The organism is Streptomyces sp. NPDC088812, from assembly GCF_044750285.1.
Taxonomy (GTDB): Bacteria; Actinomycetota; Actinomycetes; order Streptomycetales; family Streptomycetaceae; genus Streptomyces.
In genome coordinates this window covers 115184-132585 of the sequence record NZ_JBIVJP010000019.1, presented here as the reverse complement: position 1 = coordinate 132585, position 17402 = coordinate 115184, and the positions used below count along the sequence as shown (strand labels likewise).

The following is a 17402-nucleotide window of genomic DNA, read 5'->3' as shown; positions in this document are numbered from 1 at the left end:
TTCACCCTCCCGACCGGAGGTCCTCGCCCATGCGCGAATCCGTGCTGTCCGCCGTCCAGATCGCCGCCACCCTCGCCCTCCTCGCGTGGATGATCACCGGCTTCACACCCCTGCCCGGCCGCTGGCTGCGGTGGAAGATGTTCTGCCGGGCCACCTTCACCATCGTCCAGCTCACCGGCACGAAGGACGGCCGCACCGAGCCGGTCAACGTCTACGACCACCTCTCTCCCGGCTCCTTCATCCTCGGACCGCCCCAGCTCCAGGCGATCCTCGACCACCTCACCAGCAGCGGCCGGTACGAACGGATCGACGGCACCGGCCGCGTCCTCACAGCCCGCGGCGAGCAGGACATGAAGGTGGTGGCCAGCCGTGTGGTTCTTTGACGCGCTCGCCTCCGGCTTCACCCGCCCCACCGACCCGGGCCGACTTCAGCTGTTCCGGATCATCTTCGGCGCCGTGCTCACCGCCCGGTTCACCCTCGCCTTCGGACAGGGCGGCTGGGACCGCCTCGCCCCCGGCTCGCTCAGCCTCCACGTTGCCGAACAGCGCTTCGGACCCCGCCGAGCCCGGCTCCTCGCCGGCGTGTACCGGCCCGTGCTGATCGTCCGTACGACCGCGGCCCTGACCCTGGCGCTCGGTCTCCTGCCCAGGCTTGCGCTGCTGGTGGTCCTGGCCGGCGCCGCGATGGAACTGCTGTACCTCAAAAGCCCCAACGCCGTCCGCTACACCCTGCTGACCGGAACCGCCCTGCTACTCGCAGGAGACCTCGGCCACGGCCTCGTCGTCGAGCACGGCGCGAGCACGGCGAACACCTGGGCACAGTGCCTCCTCGTGCTGATCACCACGGACATCTACTGGAACAGCGCCTGGCAGAAGCTCCGCTCGTCCCAGTTCCGCAGCGGGCTCTACCTCGCACAGTGGGTGCACACCTACAGCCAGGTCAGGGACCGGCTGCCCTACCGGCGCCAGTTCGCCGTCCCCGGCTTCGTCCGCCGCAACGCGGGCAACCTCACCGACCAGGACGTCCGTCTCTGGCGAGCGGCCGCGGCCTGCGTCATCGCGGCGGAGATCGCGCTTCCGCCCGCGCTGCTCATCGAGCAGACGATGCCGTATGCCGTCGTCGTCGGGATCGGGATGCACGCCGCGTTTACCTGCCTCAAGCCCCGCCAGCTCATCACCTTCTCCGGCCTCACCGTCGGGACCTACATCGCCTTCACCGCCGCTTGAGCGCCCATGCACTGGGGGCCGACGGCAGCCGCTACCAACGCACCAGCCCTCGCGACATTGATGTCGAGGGGGTCGGAAGCATGTACGGCGACCAGCGTCACGGTGTAGGCGAGACCGCCTCGCCCCGCATCTGCTCGCCGTCGTAGTCCACCACCTCGCCCGGCGGGATCGGCAGGTCCGGCATTTCATCCTGCCACGTGCCGCCGGCGCGGCGTACCTACACAGCTCCCACCCGTGGCCGGCGAGCCACAGGTTCGGGGCAGCAGAGTTTGTGCCGCCCGCACCGCACGGCCACTGGTACGTGCTCGTGTCGTTCGTGCACGTCACGACGTCCCCCTGTCCGTGATCGGTTCACTAGCTAGTACTGCAACGGTGCTCGTGCTGATTGCTGAGCAGTTTCAGGGACTGTGTCCGCGTCGCTTGTAGTGACTGACGCGGGCTTGGTGTTGTCGTCTGCGGCGCCAGGTCGACCAGTGCAGGATGTGGTCGACCCGGGTGGGCGCCATGGAAGTCAGCTTCCACTCGGATGCTCTGGGCATGGACGGGCTGCGACTGCCCCAGAGGACCTGCTGACACGAATCTCTACGAGGACCTCGACTTGATGTTCCGGTACGGCCAGCGCCAGGCCGGGGTTCTTCTCTTGCTACCCGGTATGCCGGAGGAGCACGTGGACTGCAGGGAATCTCCTTTCCGCGCTTCTACTGCTCTGTGATCAGCACAGCTGATCCGGGAGACGACTCGCAAGTATGAGCCCATGAGACGTCAGGAGTGACCACCGTGGCCCAGTACAGTCAGATGCCCATGTTCACCGGCACCTTCGGATTCCTCTCGAACTTCGATGAGACGCCCTTCTTCGTCCCGCCGCTGGGACGCGAAGCCGCCTCCGGTGAACACGCATTCAACGCGCTGAAGACCCTCGATCCCGCTGAGCAGAACCACGTGCTCAGTGCTCCGACTCCCGGAGAAAGCAAGGGGCGGGGCCGCCGGGTGACGCTGCGCCCCGGCTGGAACACCGGAATGCGCGTCTGGGCCATGCAGCGTGTGCTCATGGCCAAGTTCGCTGTCCCCGGCCTGAGCCAGCGGCTCGTCGCCACCGGTGACCTGATGCTCGTCGAGACGAATCACTGGCATGACCAGTTCTGGGGCTCGTGCTTCTGTCCGAAGCACGAGCAGGTCCCAGGCACGAACATGCTCGGCGAGTTGCTGATGGCCATTCGCGCACACCACAGATGACCGTCAGTTGTCACACCGGAAGCCCTCCCCGGCAGAGCGTCATGCTCCGCTGCGGGAGGGCTTCTTTTTCACTTCCCGCTCTGATGCTGCAGACAGTGCAGCGAAGACCCCACCGCCCGGAGCACTTGCTCCGACGGTGGGGTCTCTTTTTCCGCGGCCCTGCGGTGCTCCTACTTCTCCAGCTTCCAGGCGTGCTCGTACTCGGCAACGGCCATCATGAACTTCATCGAAACTGCCCCTCGGCGGGGGACTCCGTGAGACTGCGCAGCGTCGCACCCTTCGCGATGATCTGCTCAACGACGGCCCGCATCGCCTCGAGGGTCCGTCCGAGCCTGTCGTACCGCCAGACGACGACTTCGTCGCCGGCCTGCAGCTCCGCCACCAGCTCGCGCAGCCCGGGGCGGTCAGTGCCTGCGGTGATTCCTGAGACGCCCTCGTCCGAGAAGATCCGGATCGCGCCGACTGCCTCCGCGATGGCGGCACGCTGCGAATCCGCGGATCCGTTCGCCGTCCGCACGTAGCCGAAGGTCCTCGTCGGCTGATGCGGCTCCGTGACGATGTGCAGCGTCGCGTCCTCTCCGGCCACCCCCGCCTGGCCGTGATGATGCAGTACGGCTACCGCTGGCTCGCTCCGGTCGACGACCCCGCTCTCCACCTGCTGGACCGCGAGGACCTGACCGACATCGAGCGTCAGTTGCTCGGTCGGCCGGACCGTCTCGTACCGGCGCTGGTGAACGCTGCGGATGGCAGCGCCAACCCCATCGGTGACAGCAGAGTGGAGACAGCCGTCCTTGGTAGCGGGATCACGCTCCTCGCGTTCCGGTTCGCTGTACCCGTCCCAGGGAGCCGGCAAGCACTCGATGCCGCCGGCGATAAGGATCTCGTCCAGCCGCTCCCAGAGCCTGCGCACCGGGTTCGCTTCGGGGAGTTCGCGGATGGCCTCGGTCATCAAGGCGTGCAGCTCATCCGTGCCCAGTTCGTCAAGGGCGGGTTCCGCGGTCACGTCTCTTCTCCTGGGCGTGGGTCGTGAATTGGATCGTGTCGGCGGTAGTTAGTCGGTGACGCGGTAGGGGTGGCCAACCTGCGGCCAGTCCCCGTCGGCGGTGACGTTGTGCGGCCACCGGCACGGGACGGTCTCGATGTGCACGCCGGGATGCTCCTCACAGCGGACCCGGTTGTTCGGGGTGACCTCGGGGAGCGGGACCGAGATGACCACGGTCGGCACGGACCGAGTTCGGCTTCGTCGTTCGCGTGCTGCTCCAGGGCGGCGGAGAGCGCGGTGTCGCGGATGTTGAGGGTCTGGGTCTCGCCGTTGTGGTGGGTGACGAGGGCGGTGTCTTCGTAGCTGATCCAGCCCGAGTCGTCCCTGGTCGGTTCGACCATGACGGAGGTGACGGCCTTGCCGGTGGATTCACGGTGCTGGAGGGCTTCAACGGCCGCGGATGTGAGCTTGCTGATTTCCATGCTCAGTTCTCTACCTTCTCCTCCGCATGGTCCTCGACCTGGGCGGCCCTGTCGGGGCGCTCGGCCTCTTCGACCTGGTTGTCCTTGACGGGGTATACGCGCCCATCAGCGGAGCGGTACAGCGTCCCGGCCTCGATCAGCGGCAGCACCCGCGCGGGGCTGACCATGCGTCCGGCGTGCGCGAACTTGTCGCCGTCGCGCTGCCACAGCAGACCAGCGGCGGCAATCTCGATGATCTCGGCATCGGTGCCCGGGGTTGCGGTGGGTATGAACTCGCGGGAGGCCCGAAGGGGTTCGCCGCCGTCGGCCTGGTCGTCGTCCTCCTCGGGGGTGACATCGTCGCCCGCGAACATCACAGCGTCGAATACCCACGCGCGGGCCTCTGACATCGCCTTGAGTTCGGTTCGGTCCCCCTTTCCGTCGAGCGTGCCGCCCGTGGAGAACTCCCAGCCGTCCGGCGTCCACTTCCACAGCATCCGCACGACCCGGCCGCGCTCCTCGTTCACGTCGTGGACTTGCACCACGGCCGCACTCGCAGGGTGGACCAGGGTGCGCGACGTCCACCGGCCGGACTTCTCGGCCTGGGAGATCAGAGCGACCGCTTCCGCCGGGAGCCGCTTGGACTCCTCATCGAGGCGGGCTGCCTTCTCCTCGGCCGCCGCTTTCTCGGCCTTCTCGGCCTCCTCGTCCACCGGGGTTTCCCCCGGCCAGTACTGACGAGCGGACAGCAGCCGGTACTGCTGCCCCTTCACGTCGTCGTGGGCGGTGTCGGTCTCCGGCTCGGTGACGGCCTCGGCCTTCATCACCCGGGACCACAGGCGGTAAGCCCGCTCCCCGTCCTCCGTGAGTCGGAAGGCGCGCACGCCAGGCGCCTCGGCGAACACCTTCACGTACCCGGCCGACCACAGCGCCGGGACACGGTCCCGCTTGATACGGGCCGACACGTCGGCACGGTCCGGGCTGACGTCGTACGCCTTGAATCCCCCGCGCGTCTCCTGGACCTTGCCCTCACGGATCCAGCCCAGCGTCCGCCACTGGTCGCGGGAGAAGCTCAGGGCGGCGGCCTGCTCGATCTCGGCCGGTGTGACCACGCCCTCGTCACGGCGCGCGTGGTCGTCGGCGTGCAGCTGGGCGGCGTGCTCGGCGTCGGCCCGGTTGTCGAACTGCATGGCCGCGCGCTCGTACTCGGTTCCGTCGCCGAACTTGTCCACCCACACCGTCACGGGGGCGTGCCGGGTGCACTCGACACCCCAACGGGTCTGCGCCAGGTCGAACGCGGCGGCTCGGGCGAACGCCTCACCGGTGTACGCCTCACCAACGGCCATCGGCTCGGGGTCGTTACCGTCGTCGGTCGCCGCCGGCTCGGGGGTGGAGGTAGCGATCGGGGCGGTCACCGGCTCACCGTCGGCGTGCCTGCGGACGATGTCCCGGACGTCTTCAACGACGAACTCGCCGTCGATCACGGACGGGCTGCCGATCCGGTCGCCGTTCGGGGCGACGATCACCCACGGCCACACCTCGCGATCCTCATGAACCACCGTGTACACCTTGCCGCGCGTGGTCGCGTGCCACAGGCCGTCAGTGATCCGCTTCACCGTGATCCGCCGCTTACCCGCCATGCCCCCGAGCCTTTCTGTGTCGCTGCTGTTCTGCTGTGTGTTCGTGCTGCCTGCCGGGAGGGCGGGGAAGTCCTCGATGCCCCGCGCTGCAAGTTCCCGGCACTCCCCGCACCGCCAGTCCAGCGGCCACACCCCCCGGCAGCACCGGCGCGGCGCGGTGCGCTCGGCCTCCCGGGCCGCCTCACGGCGGGCCTCCCGGCGGTCCCGGATCCGCGCCCGCCGCATCAGCGCCTCGGTGCGCTTGCGCGTCTTCTCCGCCTCGACGGCCGCCCGCTCCGCGCCCTTGCGGGCGACGGCCAGGCGGCGGCGTTCCTCACCGCCCCCGGGGAGCACCGGCAAGGCGTGCGCGTCCTGCCCGGCGTGGCTGTCCCACTGGCGGGCGCGGCGGGTCTTGCGAACGGACGCCATGACGTCGGCCTCATCGCGCAGCACGCCCGGCCCGGCAGCCTCGGCGAGCCTGAGCGCCTCGTGTCCGTCCTCCGTCGCCACGACCAGGCCCGAGGAGTGACGCGCGAGGTATCCGCAGCGGGCGAGCAGCCGCACCCGCTCACCCTTGACCCGCCGACCCGTGCGGCCGTCCGCGTCCACCGCGCGGAACCCGGAACCGTCGGCCTTCAGGCCACCGGCTGCCGCGAGGCGGACCGTCGCCACGAAGGCAGCGGACCAGCCGAGAGCGGCCATGGTGCGGGCCGCGTCGTACGGCGCCGCCACCTGCCCCCCTGCAGGCAGAGCCAGCCGGGCGGGGGCACCCGCATCCAGGGGCGCGTCGCTGTCCGCCACCCCCGAGCCGGCGAGTTCGGCGAGGGTAGCGACAGCCTTACGGGCGGCCTCGTTCGCCCGCTCCGCCTCTTCGGCGGCGTCGGCGGCGGCCGGACCGTACCCGGCGGCGTCCGCCACGGTGGCGGCTTCGATGGCTGCCGACGCGTGGTCGGACGCACGCGCCGCGTATTCCTCGGCGGCCTGGAGGTCTCCGGCCTCGGCGGAGCGCTCCGCGTCCTTGGCGGCGGACTCTGCATCGAGCCGGGCGGAGAACGCGGCCCTGCTCGCCCGGACCGAGGCGACCAGGGCGGCACGGTCGGCGCGCATGTCGGCGGCCAGGGCGGCGGCCCCGTCCTGCGCCTTCTTGTCGCCGCCCCGCTCGCGCACAGCCGCGCGGGCTTCCCGCTTCGCACGGTCGTCGCCGTCGGCCGCGCCCTGGGCCATGAGCGCATCGGCCAGCGCCTTGAACGGCCACGGCGCCCGCTCGCCGTTCTCCAGAGCCTCAGTGAGCAGTTGCCCGCACAGTTCGGCCGCACGATCGCCCCACTGCCGCCAGTGCAGGGCGCAGGTCTTGGGGTCGCCCTTGGCCAAGTCGTGGGCGAGGCCGACCACTTCCCGCCCGGAGAACCGGCCACCCCCAAGGGCGTCGTCCAGGATCCGGCCGGCCAGGCAGCGGGCACAGGCGACGAACCGGCCGAGTTCACAGCCCTGATCGGTGACCACAGACACCCAGTAGCGGGCACCAGAGCGCTTCGCGCTGCACTTGCCGACGTAGGGCGCGGACATCGCACAGTACGCGTCAGGGTCGGCCGCCGTGTCGTCGTCGGCACACACGGAGATCACGCGGAGACGGGAGTTCGCCACGCCTTCCAGGGCGAGACTCCACACCTTCCACTCGGCGACGTACCGCCGGTTGTCGGGCCCCTTGCGCGCCCAGTCCTCACCCGTGCGGCCCTGGCGGCCGTCGGCCGCGGTCAGGTGCTCGAACCCCCAACGGCACTCGGCGACCAGGCCCACGGCACCGAAACGGCGGACCAGGAACACTCCGCGCTCAAGCTCCACACGCTCCGGCGCGCACGCGAACGCCGGAGCCTGCGACGTGTACTGCCCGTACTTCGCCCACAGGGCGGCGAACCGGGTACGGGTGGCAGAGTCCTCACGGATCCTTGCGAGCACGTTGGCAAGGGGGCGGCACTCGATGTTGGCGGCCCACCAGTACGAGCCGTCCGCGTCGTGTCCGGCCTCCCAATGGCCCTCTTCCGGACGGCAGTGGGTGACGGGCCGGATCCGGAACGCGTGCCCGGCCGCCGTCGTCAGCACCCAACCGGCGGCGGGCTCCCGCCCGTCCAGGAACGACACGGCCGCGATCGACTCGCCCTCTTCCAGCACGGCCGAGAGTTGGGCGGCGGCGACGTCGTCACCGGCCGCCGCCTCCGGCTGCCCGGCGTCGCCGTCGGTGTAGCGGGACACGGCCGCCTCAGCCGCCGCCAGCTCCGCCGCCGCCGTACGCCGCGCCAGTTCACCGGACGCGCCGGGGGCGCCGGCGGCCTCGGCGATCATGACGGCCGCCTGCTCCCGCTGCTCCTCCAGCTCACGCCCCGACAGGGAAGCGATCCGCTCGCACTCCGCGACGCGCGCCGCCTCGGCCGTCTCCTGCTCGGCGGGCAGGGCGGCCACCTCGCGCGCACAGTGCCGAATGAGTTTCCGGCCGTCGGCCGTGCCGTGGGCGTGCCCGATGATCGGCGCGGAGACCGCCGACCCGCGCCAGGCCGGAACGTCGTCGCTCTCGACGTCAGTGAGATCAGTTCGTTCCTGCGTGATCGTCATCGCTGCACCTCCAGAGCAGCAGCCGGTTTTTCGGTGGTCTCCTGAGGTGACACGATGATCAGCCGCCGTGATCCATTGACCGCCCGGGCCAGCCTGAGCTTCCGGCCCCAACCGCCCAGGACATGAGCGAGAGCGGGCCACGACTCGAAGGTCTCCAGCGTGAGGACGTTGCGACGGCGCACCACCGCGGGGATGTGCAGCAGCGTCAGATGGACGTAGATCATGTGCATGGCCTGCGGTGCTATGTCCTCTGCCGTCACATGCAGCTGCGTCTGTGGGTTCAGGCCGTGCTCGAGCATCGCCTGCGACAGAGCAACCATGAACGCGCCCGCGCCGCAGCTGGGTTCATACACATTGGCGAAGCCGTCCCTCTGCACCTGCTCGACCACCGAGTCGATCTGCATCTCGGCCATCAGCTGGGCGATGTCGTAGGGCGTGTAGTACTGGCCGAGCCGCTCGTTGCCGAGCTCCAACTCCATGTAGAGGCGGCCGAGTACGTCGCAGGGCTCGCGCTCCATCTCCGTGGTCACCAGCGCCAGGGCGTGCGCGAAGCGGTCCAGCTCTGTTCTGCTGTAGCGGCCGGCGATCTGGAGGTACTGCCCTTCGCGCGCTTCCCAGGACTCGCTCCCGCGGACGTCCACGGCGTTGCGCAGAGCCAGCGCCGCCATCTCGACGAAGTTGTCGAAGACTTCGCTCATCCGCTTCGCGCCGGTGTTCGCCGCCAGCAGCTTCACGATCTCGCGGTAGCCGCTCATACGCTCGGCTCGATGGTGTTCTTCGAGCCGACCGTGAGGACCGCGGCGGAGCCCGGAAGCTCCTCATCCGACCCGAGCAGCTTCCGCCGGGCCTGCTCGTGATGCAGAACCAGCGGAGACGCAGCGTCCCCGTGCTCGCGCAGCAGGGCGTAACAACGCTCGAACGACTGGTGGATCGCCTCGTCCCAGGTCGACGCACCCGTCGCATCGAGGTAGACCATCCCGCCCAGGCGCAGCGACTCGGACCGGCAGTACGCGTCCTTGACCCCATCGCGGATGAACACGAGCACGATCTCGTCCGACAACTCGATGCGGCTGCTGATCTCTTCAACCTCGGCCTTTGCGACGGCATCCAGTGCCTCGCTCATCACACCACCTCCCTACTGGGCTTGCCCGCGGGCTTGGCGGCGAGGGCCTGCTGCTCGACGTGGCGAGCCGCGATGTACAGGCCTTCGCGGTTCAGGTGCCGCGAGTAGCTGGAGTCGAGGTAGAGCACGGGCACGTCGCCCGCGGCCTTCAGCAGCGCCGGGTGCAGCAGGTGCTTGATCGGGCCCGAGCCGCCGCCGTAGACGTAGACGACCTCGGTCGTCGCGCCGGCCTGGGAGAGGACGTCACCGAAGGAGGAGACGATCTCGTCGACCAGGTAGCTGGCCTCGTCCTCGACGAAGCCGGCGGCGCGCTGGTGACGGTTCTTCACCAGCACCGACGGCTCCGCGTGGAGGAAGTCGGCCAGCTGCTTGCGCGAGGAGAACTGCAGCGTGGCGTCCGACTCGCTCATGCGCTCCATGGCGTTCATCAGCGCGGTGCCGTAGCCCTCGTCGAGGGTGTCGGCCGCCTCGGGGTTGAACCGGCCGTCGGTGAAGACCGGGAAGTTCACGGTGCCCTCGCCGACGTCGACGCCGATGGTGTTCTGCACCGCCACCAGATCGGAGGCAGAGACACCGTCCACGATGGACGCGTCACGGGCGCGCAGATCATCGAGCAGGGCCTGTGCGAGCGGCTCGCCCTTGTCGGTGATGGCGAACTGTGCGGAGGCACCCTCGGCCATCACCTGGACGTCGACGAACTGCAGACGCACCGAGACGGGAGTACTGAAGTTCTTGATCGTCACCAGGTGCACCGTCGGATCCGCGCTGCCCAGCAGGCCGATGAACTCGGCGGCGTAGGCGTGGCGGCGCGCGACGAACTCGGAGATCGGCAACGCCAGACCGGCGCGCACCTGCACGCGCAGCTCGTGATCGGGCAGCGCGCCGTTCTCGCGGACGTAGTCGCGCAGGGCCTTCGCGGCGAAGACACCAAGGACCAGAACCTTGCTCAGCTCCTGATCGGCCTTGGAGTGCTTGCCCAGCACCTCGAACTCGGTGAACTTCGAACCGCGCACGGACAGCGCCGCGCGGCCGAAGATGCGGCGGTCGCTGGCCGCCACCAGGGGAGTGGTGAGCGAGCAGTCGATCTGGTTGTAGAAATCGCCGGCCAGCACGGAGGCCGCATCCGCGTCGGGGAGCGGCACCTTCGGCGAGGTGCGGGAAGTCGAGACGACCGCGCTGGGCAGATCGATCTCGTCGAAAGTGCCCTGCTTCGTGTTCTGGATGACGCCCTTGACATAGCCGTTGCCGACGTCGATGCCGCCGGTGAGAGTGATGAGGTCGTTGCTGTTGGCGCTCATGAATTCGATCCCTCGGTGTCTGTGTTGTCTGCCTGGAAAATGAAATTCACCGCGTTACTCAGCGCCGAGTGCTCGCCATGATTTCGTCGATGGATGCCTGCTTCGGCGGTTCCGACGCTGGGCTGGGGGCGTTTGCCGCGGGCTCCTCGGCCGTCTCAACCGGTGCGGGAACTGGCTCGGGCTGGGTTACCGGCGCTGGTGCTGTCTTCTCGACGACGGCGTCGGCCTGGTCGGTGACCACGGGCTGCGGCTGAACCGGCCTGGCGGCCGGGCGGCGCTCGATGACCGCCTCGTCGTCCTCGCGCTGCTCGGTGATCTCCAGCGGCGGCCGGCCGCGACGCGGCAGCTGATCGACGGGCTTGTAGAAGACGTCGATGTATCCGTCGCGCTGAATGGACTCCCGAATGAGCAGTCGCAGCGACTGCGAGATGTTCTCCTGCTGATCGAGCCACTCGATCACCGAGGTGTCGGCAGCGGGCACGGTCCAGCGGACCTTACGAGGTTCACCCGGCTGATTCGCCATTGCACTCACCTCGCCCCGCCACTCGTACCTGCGCTTCATCCGGTCGTTCGCCGGATGCCTCTCGCTCTGCCATATGGACTCACCACCCTTCGCGTTTCCTCTCGAATGCGAATCAACGCGAGCTCACTCTAGTGCCCCTATTGAGTCCTATGCAAGTCCCATTCTGTACGCAAGAGAGACGCTATATGAGTCCCTATCGAGTACCGGCAGGGGCACTTGTGAGACACCCCGTGCCTCCACCAGGGGTGACCGCACGCAGGCCGCCGGCACCGTGCACCTTTGCGCCCCACCTGCGACGCGGCAAGTGCTCACGCGGGACACCTGCGAGACACCCGCGGTCACAGCACTGATCCCGAGGAGCTGCATTGGAGTACGGATGAGGCTCCATTGGCGTCCCGGTCGTGTCTCCTGAGAGACGCCACCCGGCATCCCTGCGCAGGTGAGTCCTCCGAAGGCTCTGTGTGCGACGCCAGTGCGGCACTGTCGGGGCGCGCGCGAGACACTGTGAGGACGTGCGCAGAAAACCAAGAGGTATCCCGGCGTCGGTCGGCGTCCTATGTGTGTCCCACTCGCATCTCGTACGTGTCCCGATGGGTCACCTCTGAGACACGAGAAGGACGGTGTTTCACCGCTGTTTCATGGCGCCGGGAAGCCTGGCTGTGCCCCTCGGCAGAGCCCGCCGGCGAGCACGGTGAGACAGCCGCGAAGCGCCGGCGGAGCGAGTCAGCGCAGCCGCCGGCGAGCCGTCGGCACGGTGATGGCGCAGCGCTGGTGCGACGGTCGGTACGGGGATGTCATCGGGCCGTCATGGTCGCGCAGAGGAGAGCAGAGGGAGAAGGAGCGAAGGCGGAGTAGGCACCCGCACACAGCGAACGTGCGAGGAATGCTGCGGAAGCAGCCCCTGGAGGAAGACGACAACGGCCCGATGACGCTGGAGCTGCTCGCTGTGCCCGATGGGCAGCTGGCCGCAGCAGCCGGGCCTCTCTTCTTCTGATGCGTCCACGAAGAACCACCCCGGGCTCACCGCGCAAGCGCGAGACGGAGCACAGCCCGGGGCCGGAACGTGCGTCGTCGACACAGTGCAGAACGCCCGCCTCGGACGCGGTGCATAAAGTGCTGGCACGCTGCCGCGGCAGCACCGGAGCGAGGCGAATCCACGTCGGTGCAGCCAGCACAACGCGACGGGGCGAGGCCGGCTGCGCCGCCGCAGTGAGCGGTGGAGCAGGGCGTTGTCCACAGCCGAAGCGACGGTGTCGCGAGAGGACGGATCCGCTGCGCGGCGAAGGCTGTGCCGCCTGCGGCAGCAGGGCGATGAACCGGGGCTGCGCCCCGTCAGGAACAGACCCGTACCCCCGCCTCGCTCGTGCCTCACGAGGACGGATCAGCATGAGGGTACGGCCGTATCACGGACGTCGAAACAGCAGTACACCCAAAAGGTGCGATGACCAGGCGAAACAGCCAGACCCGTACCCCCGCTGCGCGGAAAAGGGGGAGGGGTACGGGTCAAGAGGGTACGGACCGTTTCCCCTGATGTTCCAGGCTTCCGCTAACGCTCCAACCGTGGAACAGCGAGGACGACGACAAGGAAGCAAAAAGGGCATAAGGGAACCTGATAACACGTGTCCTGCGGACCCTCGCTTCGCTCGGCCTCTCCGCTGCGCTCTGAGGACGTGTTAGTCGGCATAGCCGACGGGTTCCACCGCTCGCTTCGCTCGCCGGTCCGTCGGTCGCTGGCGCTCCCTCCGGCTATGCCCAGCGCTGCGCTTGAGAGGAAGCCCCGCCACTGCCCCGCTGCAGTTGTCCACAGATATGGACAGCAGTGAAGGGTGCAGCAGTGGTGGATCGCCTGGCGCTGCGCGCCTGGCTCAGGCGAGAAGTGACGACCCGTGCGACGGCTCGCCACGCGATCCGTCCGGGAGCAGATCACGCCAGCGAGATCTTCCGGGTCGTCAGCCAGCAAAGCTGGCACGGGGGCTGGGTCGAACATCGAGATCACACGGCCCCCACCGGGGTCCGCACTCGATGGTCGCCACCCGCACCCGAGTCCACGAAGAGGCGCCACTATGACGCAGTCCCAGCCCGAAATCTCGCCCTACGACACCGGAGCCCGCTGCGAGCCGAAGTTGTGGCAACCGATCAGCGAAGCCGTCGCCGAGGTGATGCACTCCGGCGAAGCCGGGGACATCGGCAACGTCGACTTCACCAACGGCGAGAACGGCACGGTCGTCACCGTGCACGTCTCCCGCAGCGATGACGGGATGTACACCGTCCACCTCATGCCGATGTGTGACGACGATCAGATCCGCGTCGAGCTCCACCGGGAGAAGGACCTGGCCGTCATCGAGCCCAGTACCAGCCGGCCGGTATGAGCCAGCGACATGCAGGCCGCCACGCCTGTCCAGACATCGTGGCCACAGCTCTCGACTCCAGCTGTGGAGACCGCCGCGTCACAAGGAGAGGAGGCTCGAATGATTGCTGAAATGATTCCAGAATCGTTCTCGCATGTCGTCCTCGTCACCGGTTCCCGCAGCTGGAACGACGAGCAGAGTATGCGCTCGGCGTTCAACGACGCCTGGCGCGACTGGGGAGCGGAGAACGTCACCCGGCCGGTACTCATCTCGGGGCATTGCCCCGAGGGTGCCGACGCCATGGCCGAGCGCCTGTGGCGGGCCGCCGGCTTCGAGATCCGCACCTTCCCCGCCGCCTGGTCGGCTCATGGGAAGCGGGCAGGCTTCCAGCGCAACCAGGAGATGGTCGACGCCGCCCAGGTCTTCCGCGATGCCGAGGCTCAGGTGCTGTGCACGGCCTTCCTCGACCTCTGCCGGAAGCCCGGATGCCCGCAGCGAGACCAGGAGCAGCTCATGCCGCATACGCCGGGGCACTTCTCGCACGGCACGATCCACTGCAGGGCTCGCGCGCGAGCCGCGAGGATCGAGACGGCCACCGTGCTCCATCCGTCGCTCCCGCCGTTCTGAAGACGCACGAAGGGCCCTGCAGCACACTGCAGGGCCCTTCGAGGACGGACGGGAGGAGTCGGCCGGGAGGCGAACACCAGGCTCAGCGCTACTTGCTCCGATCGATGTCGTGCGCCTCGTCATAGGCCTTCATGACCGTCTTCGGGATACGCCCCCGTTCCGCGAACTCATAGCCCTCCTTCTTGGCCCACTCACGGATCTTGTCGCGCTCCTCGGCAGTCGTCTCGGGCACGACTCGCTTCTTGGGTGCCGTCTTCCCAGCTTTCCGGCTGACCTTCAGATACGACTTCAGCGCATCCTCAAGGTCTTTCTGCTCCTCAGCGGTGAGGTCGACTTCGTACCAGGTGTCACCCAGGCCAAAGGTCACGGTAGCCGCATCCGGCTTACCACTGAGATCTGACTCGATAATGCTTCGAATGGCCATGCCGGCGAGAGTAGCTGATGCGCAAGGACCTTGGAAAGTCTGTCGCAGGCATTCGAGATAAGTGTGTCATTTGGGACCCGAATAAGACTCGGAAGTAACTGCTAAATGCGCAGGGGGAGAGAATATCACTGCTAAAATCGCAGCCACATCAGGGGGTCAGATACCCCGCTCTCCACCGACCAACAACCCCGATCGAGAGGCCCCTGCCATGTCCATGCTCCACACCGTCGACGACCATTCGTTCACCGGCGGGGACACCGATCTCTTCGAGCTGCTGTGCCAGCGCAGGGGGTGGTCGGATCAGTACCTGAAGGAGATCGAGTCCACCGAGCACGACGAGCTCCTGGACCTGGCCGAGATGGTCGAGGCCCTTCATGACGCCCGGACCACGGGCAAGAAGATCGCCATCGCCCCCGACTTCGACATGGACGGCATCTCCTCCGGCGTCCTCGGCTACGCCGGCCTGTCCGAGCTCGGCTTCGACGTCGAGCTGCACCTGCCCGACTACCGCCGCGGCCACGAGATCGCGCCCGAGGACATCGCCGAGATCCACGCAAAGTGGCCCGACACCCGGGTCCTGCTCACCTGCGACGGGGGAGTGAACTCCCACCGCGGTATCGCCGCCGCGCGTGCCCTGGGCTGGACGACGCTGGTGACCGATCACCACGAGGAGCTCGCGCCGGGCTCGACCGCGGACATCACCGTCGACCCGTGCCGGATCGACGAAACCTACGCCCACACCGAGATCTGCGGTGCCCACGTGCTCTACCAGGTGATCAAGGCCTACACCCGCGTGCACCGGCCCGAGAAGCTCTGGGAGATCCACCTGCTGCGCCTGTTCGCCGGCCTGGGCACCGTCTCCGACGTCATGCCCGTGCTGTACGAGAACCGCCAGCTGGTGCGCGATGCGATCTCGATTGCCCGCCTGCTGCGCGTCGCCGCGCCGAAGACGATCCCCAACCCCTGGGGTGGGTTCGACGCTGACCCCGATGCCATCGACGTCGAGCAGTCGACTCTGATGCAGCTGCTGCGCACCGAGCCGCACCACCCGGTCTTCCTCCGGGCCTTCGAGGGCTTCGCGATCGTGCTCAAGGCCTTCGCGCAGATCGGCAAGATCCGAGACGTCGACGACCTCGACGAGGGCTTCTTCGGCTTCTACCTCGCCCCGGCGATGAACAGCCCGCGCCGCACGGGAGCCTCGCTTGAGCCGTGCTTCGCGGTGTTCACGGCCGCCGGTGCTGACGTCAAGCTCAAGGCCGCCCACCAGGTGATCGGGAGCAACGAGCTGCGCAAGCAGCTGGTCATCGAACACATGGAAGAACTCACCGCCGGGGACCAGCCCTTGGCCCCGTGGGTGTACTTCTCGGACGCCTACCCGGGCATGTACGGGCTGCTGGCCAACCGGATGATGGAGCTCAACGGCCACCCGGTCGTCGTCGTCAACCGGCCCGCCGGCCCCGACGATTTCGTCAGCGGCTCCGGTCGCGCGCCGGGGTGGTTCGACATCATCACCAGCCTGGAGCCGCACGACGGTCTCAGCGCCATCGGGCACCAGCAGGCATGCGGCGTCCGCGTCGCGAAGGCCGAGAAGCTGGGCGACCTCGTCGCCGTGCTGCAGGAAGCCACCCAGGTCGCCCTGCTCGCCGTCAGCACCGACGGACCGAGCGGTGATCTGGTACTCGGCCCGGACGCCGACTGCGACGCCGGCCTCGAGGATCTGCAGCCGCTGTTCGAGCTGGTGCGCCGGACCGAGGGGCTCAAGCCCTTCGGGCACGGTTTCACCGTGCCGGTCGTCGAGATCGCGATCGAGCCCCTGGGACTGCGTGTGGACCGGATCGGATCCGAATCGCAGCACCTGCGCCTGGTCACCCGGTCCGGCCTGTCCTGCCTGTGGTGGAACGTCGCCGAGGAGAAGTTCGACGTGCTCCGGGGCTTCGTGCAGCGCGCCAGCCGCACCGAGCTCGGGACGCTGCGCTTCACGGCGACGCTGCAGCTGAACACCTTCCGCGGCGACACCCGCGTCCAGGCCGTCATCAACGAGCAGATCACCACGGCTGCTTGAGACCCGTAGAGGAGGAGACCTTGGCGACGTCACCGATCACCTCGCGTCTGCTCAGCATCGGGTGGTGCGTCCTCGTACCGTTCGCCGCCGTCGCGGTCTACCTCGGCCTCGGCACCTTCGCAGTCCTCCTCATCGGAGAGCCGATCGTCGCGACCGCCGTCCTGGGCATGCTTGTTGTCGTCCTGGTCGGTTCGGTGAGGATCCAGCGGCCCCGGTGGCTCGCGCATGCGCCGGCCCCGCGGCCGAGGCCGGAGATCCCACGCTTCGGGTGGACCGTCCTCGGTTGCGCGGTCCTGGCCTTCCTCGCCGGCCAGTCGCCAGCCTTGTGGATCTACGTCACGGCCGGGTCCACCGGCTTCGACGCCTCGAACCAGACCAGGCACGCGGCTGGAGCCCTGGCGACCCTGCTGCTCACCCTGGTCGCGGCTCCCGCCGGGGAGGAGTTCCTGTTCCGAGGGCTGATCTACCCGTTGCTGCGCAAGCGGGTGAGCATCCTTGTCTCAACGCTCGTCACCGCCGTGGTGTTCGGCCTGGTGCACGGCAACGCCGTGCAGTTCGCCTCGACCCTGCCGCTGGCGGTGCTCCTGGCTCTGGTCTACGAACGCACGCGCGCGCTGTGGCCCTGCGTGCTCCTGCACCTGGGCTTCAACCTCGCTGCCGCCCTTGTCCCAGCACAGGCGATGGGTGCTCTGGCGAACCCCGTCTCCGCGGTGTTCCTGTGCCTGGCCTTCACCGGTTGTGCCTCGGGGTTCTACCGGCGGATCGCAGGCGGGACTGCGCCGGGCGCAGTCCAGGGCGCGGGAGGCGAGTCCGCGATGCAGTGATCGAGGTACTCAGCCTCTTCTGAAAAACGATGGTGCCCTCCGTG

At 68.3% G+C, this 17402-nt stretch carries 15 protein-coding genes; 7 read left to right on the top strand and 8 right to left on the bottom strand.

What is annotated here, in order from left to right:
- The first annotated feature begins 29 nt into the window (after window positions 1-29).
- The 3 genes from ACIP67_RS29895 (at window position 30) to ACIP67_RS29885 (ending at window position 2460) form a co-directional block, all read left to right on the top strand.
- Window positions 30-383, top strand: coding sequence for a hypothetical protein (locus tag ACIP67_RS29895; RefSeq protein ID WP_401695998.1), 354 nt, complete (start codon window positions 30-32; stop codon window positions 381-383).
- A complete protein-coding gene (locus ACIP67_RS29890; RefSeq protein WP_401695997.1) occupies window positions 370-1227 on the top strand; it encodes a hypothetical protein in 858 nt (285 codons plus the stop codon). The genes ACIP67_RS29895 and ACIP67_RS29890 overlap by 14 nt, the downstream gene beginning before the upstream one ends.
- Before the next feature lie 777 nt (window positions 1228-2004).
- Window positions 2005-2460: an NADAR family protein gene (locus ACIP67_RS29885; protein WP_401695996.1), complete on the top strand. Its 456-nt coding sequence runs from the start codon at window positions 2005-2007 to the stop codon at window positions 2458-2460.
- 223 nt (window positions 2461-2683) lie between these two features.
- Here ACIP67_RS29885 and ACIP67_RS29880 read toward each other — a convergent pair whose 3' ends face one another.
- From ACIP67_RS29880 to ACIP67_RS29850, 7 genes are all read right to left on the bottom strand, one after another.
- Window positions 2684-3463: a recombinase family protein gene (locus ACIP67_RS29880; RefSeq protein WP_401695995.1), complete on the bottom strand. Its 780-nt coding sequence runs from the start codon at window positions 3461-3463 to the stop codon at window positions 2684-2686.
- Window positions 3464-3511: 48 nt separating this feature from the next.
- The gene (locus ACIP67_RS29875; RefSeq protein ID WP_401695994.1) at window positions 3512-3685 is read right to left on the bottom strand and encodes a hypothetical protein; all 174 of its coding nucleotides are present in this window, start codon (window positions 3683-3685) and stop codon (window positions 3512-3514) included.
- Between the two features lie 241 nt (window positions 3686-3926).
- Window positions 3927-8129 (bottom strand): hypothetical protein, encoded by a 4203-nt coding sequence (locus ACIP67_RS29870; RefSeq protein WP_401695993.1) that lies wholly within the window; start codon window positions 8127-8129, stop codon window positions 3927-3929.
- On the bottom strand, window positions 8126-8884 hold the full coding sequence (locus ACIP67_RS29865; protein ID WP_401695992.1) for an N-6 DNA methylase: 759 nt from the start codon (window positions 8882-8884) through the stop codon (window positions 8126-8128). The genes ACIP67_RS29870 and ACIP67_RS29865 overlap by 4 nt, the downstream gene beginning before the upstream one ends.
- On the bottom strand, window positions 8881-9252 hold the full coding sequence (locus ACIP67_RS29860) for a hypothetical protein (RefSeq protein ID WP_401695991.1): 372 nt from the start codon (window positions 9250-9252) through the stop codon (window positions 8881-8883). Before ACIP67_RS29860 ends, ACIP67_RS29865 begins: the two co-directional genes overlap by 4 nt.
- Window positions 9252-10550 (bottom strand): hypothetical protein, encoded by a 1299-nt coding sequence (locus tag ACIP67_RS29855; protein ID WP_401695990.1) that lies wholly within the window; start codon window positions 10548-10550, stop codon window positions 9252-9254. The genes ACIP67_RS29860 and ACIP67_RS29855 overlap by 1 nt, the downstream gene beginning before the upstream one ends.
- A gap of 58 nt (window positions 10551-10608) precedes the next feature.
- Complete coding sequence (locus ACIP67_RS29850) at window positions 10609-11073, bottom strand: hypothetical protein (RefSeq protein WP_401695989.1); 465 nt, start codon at window positions 11071-11073, stop codon at window positions 10609-10611.
- Window positions 11074-13136: 2063 nt separating this feature from the next.
- Between ACIP67_RS29850 and ACIP67_RS29845 the strand changes: the two genes are divergently transcribed.
- Both ACIP67_RS29845 and ACIP67_RS29840 read left to right on the top strand, forming a co-directional pair.
- The gene (locus ACIP67_RS29845) at window positions 13137-13442 is read left to right on the top strand and encodes a hypothetical protein (protein ID WP_401695988.1); all 306 of its coding nucleotides are present in this window, start codon (window positions 13137-13139) and stop codon (window positions 13440-13442) included.
- Window positions 13443-13553: 111 nt separating this feature from the next.
- Window positions 13554-14048 (top strand): SLOG family protein, encoded by a 495-nt coding sequence (locus ACIP67_RS29840; protein WP_401695987.1) that lies wholly within the window; start codon window positions 13554-13556, stop codon window positions 14046-14048.
- Between the two features lie 88 nt (window positions 14049-14136).
- Here the strand turns inward: ACIP67_RS29840 and ACIP67_RS29835 are convergent, their stop codons facing one another.
- Window positions 14137-14472 (bottom strand): Lsr2 family protein, encoded by a 336-nt coding sequence (locus ACIP67_RS29835; protein WP_401695986.1) that lies wholly within the window; start codon window positions 14470-14472, stop codon window positions 14137-14139.
- 208 nt (window positions 14473-14680) lie between these two features.
- On the opposite strand from ACIP67_RS29835, the gene ACIP67_RS29830 reads away from it, so the two are divergent.
- Window positions 14681-16534: a DHH family phosphoesterase gene (locus ACIP67_RS29830; protein WP_401695985.1), complete on the top strand. Its 1854-nt coding sequence runs from the start codon at window positions 14681-14683 to the stop codon at window positions 16532-16534.
- A 20-nt stretch (window positions 16535-16554) separates the two neighbouring features.
- Window positions 16555-17358: a lysostaphin resistance A-like protein gene (locus ACIP67_RS29825; protein ID WP_401695983.1), complete on the top strand. Its 804-nt coding sequence runs from the start codon at window positions 16555-16557 to the stop codon at window positions 17356-17358.
- Window positions 17359-17402 lie beyond the last annotated feature (44 nt).

What these genes read in the sequence shown, in the direction of transcription:
- ACIP67_RS29895 (WP_401695998.1), top strand. Translation starts at nt 30, where the DNA reads ATGCGCGAATCCGTGCTGTCCGCCGTCCAGATCGCCGCCACCCTCGCC.
- ACIP67_RS29870 (WP_401695993.1), bottom strand. Translation starts at nt 8,129, where the DNA reads ATGACGATCACGCAGGAACGAACTGATCTCACTGACGTCGAGAGCGAC.
- ACIP67_RS29865 (WP_401695992.1), bottom strand. Translation starts at nt 8,884, where the DNA reads ATGAGCGGCTACCGCGAGATCGTGAAGCTGCTGGCGGCGAACACCGGC.
- ACIP67_RS29860 (WP_401695991.1), bottom strand. Translation starts at nt 9,252, where the DNA reads ATGAGCGAGGCACTGGATGCCGTCGCAAAGGCCGAGGTTGAAGAGATC.
- ACIP67_RS29855 (WP_401695990.1), bottom strand. Translation starts at nt 10,550, where the DNA reads ATGAGCGCCAACAGCAACGACCTCATCACTCTCACCGGCGGCATCGAC.
- ACIP67_RS29850 (WP_401695989.1), bottom strand. Translation starts at nt 11,073, where the DNA reads ATGGCGAATCAGCCGGGTGAACCTCGTAAGGTCCGCTGGACCGTGCCC.
- ACIP67_RS29845 (WP_401695988.1), top strand. Translation starts at nt 13,137, where the DNA reads ATGACGCAGTCCCAGCCCGAAATCTCGCCCTACGACACCGGAGCCCGC.
- ACIP67_RS29840 (WP_401695987.1), top strand. Translation starts at nt 13,554, where the DNA reads ATGATTCCAGAATCGTTCTCGCATGTCGTCCTCGTCACCGGTTCCCGC.
- ACIP67_RS29835 (WP_401695986.1), bottom strand. Translation starts at nt 14,472, where the DNA reads ATGGCCATTCGAAGCATTATCGAGTCAGATCTCAGTGGTAAGCCGGAT.
- ACIP67_RS29830 (WP_401695985.1), top strand. Translation starts at nt 14,681, where the DNA reads ATGTCCATGCTCCACACCGTCGACGACCATTCGTTCACCGGCGGGGAC.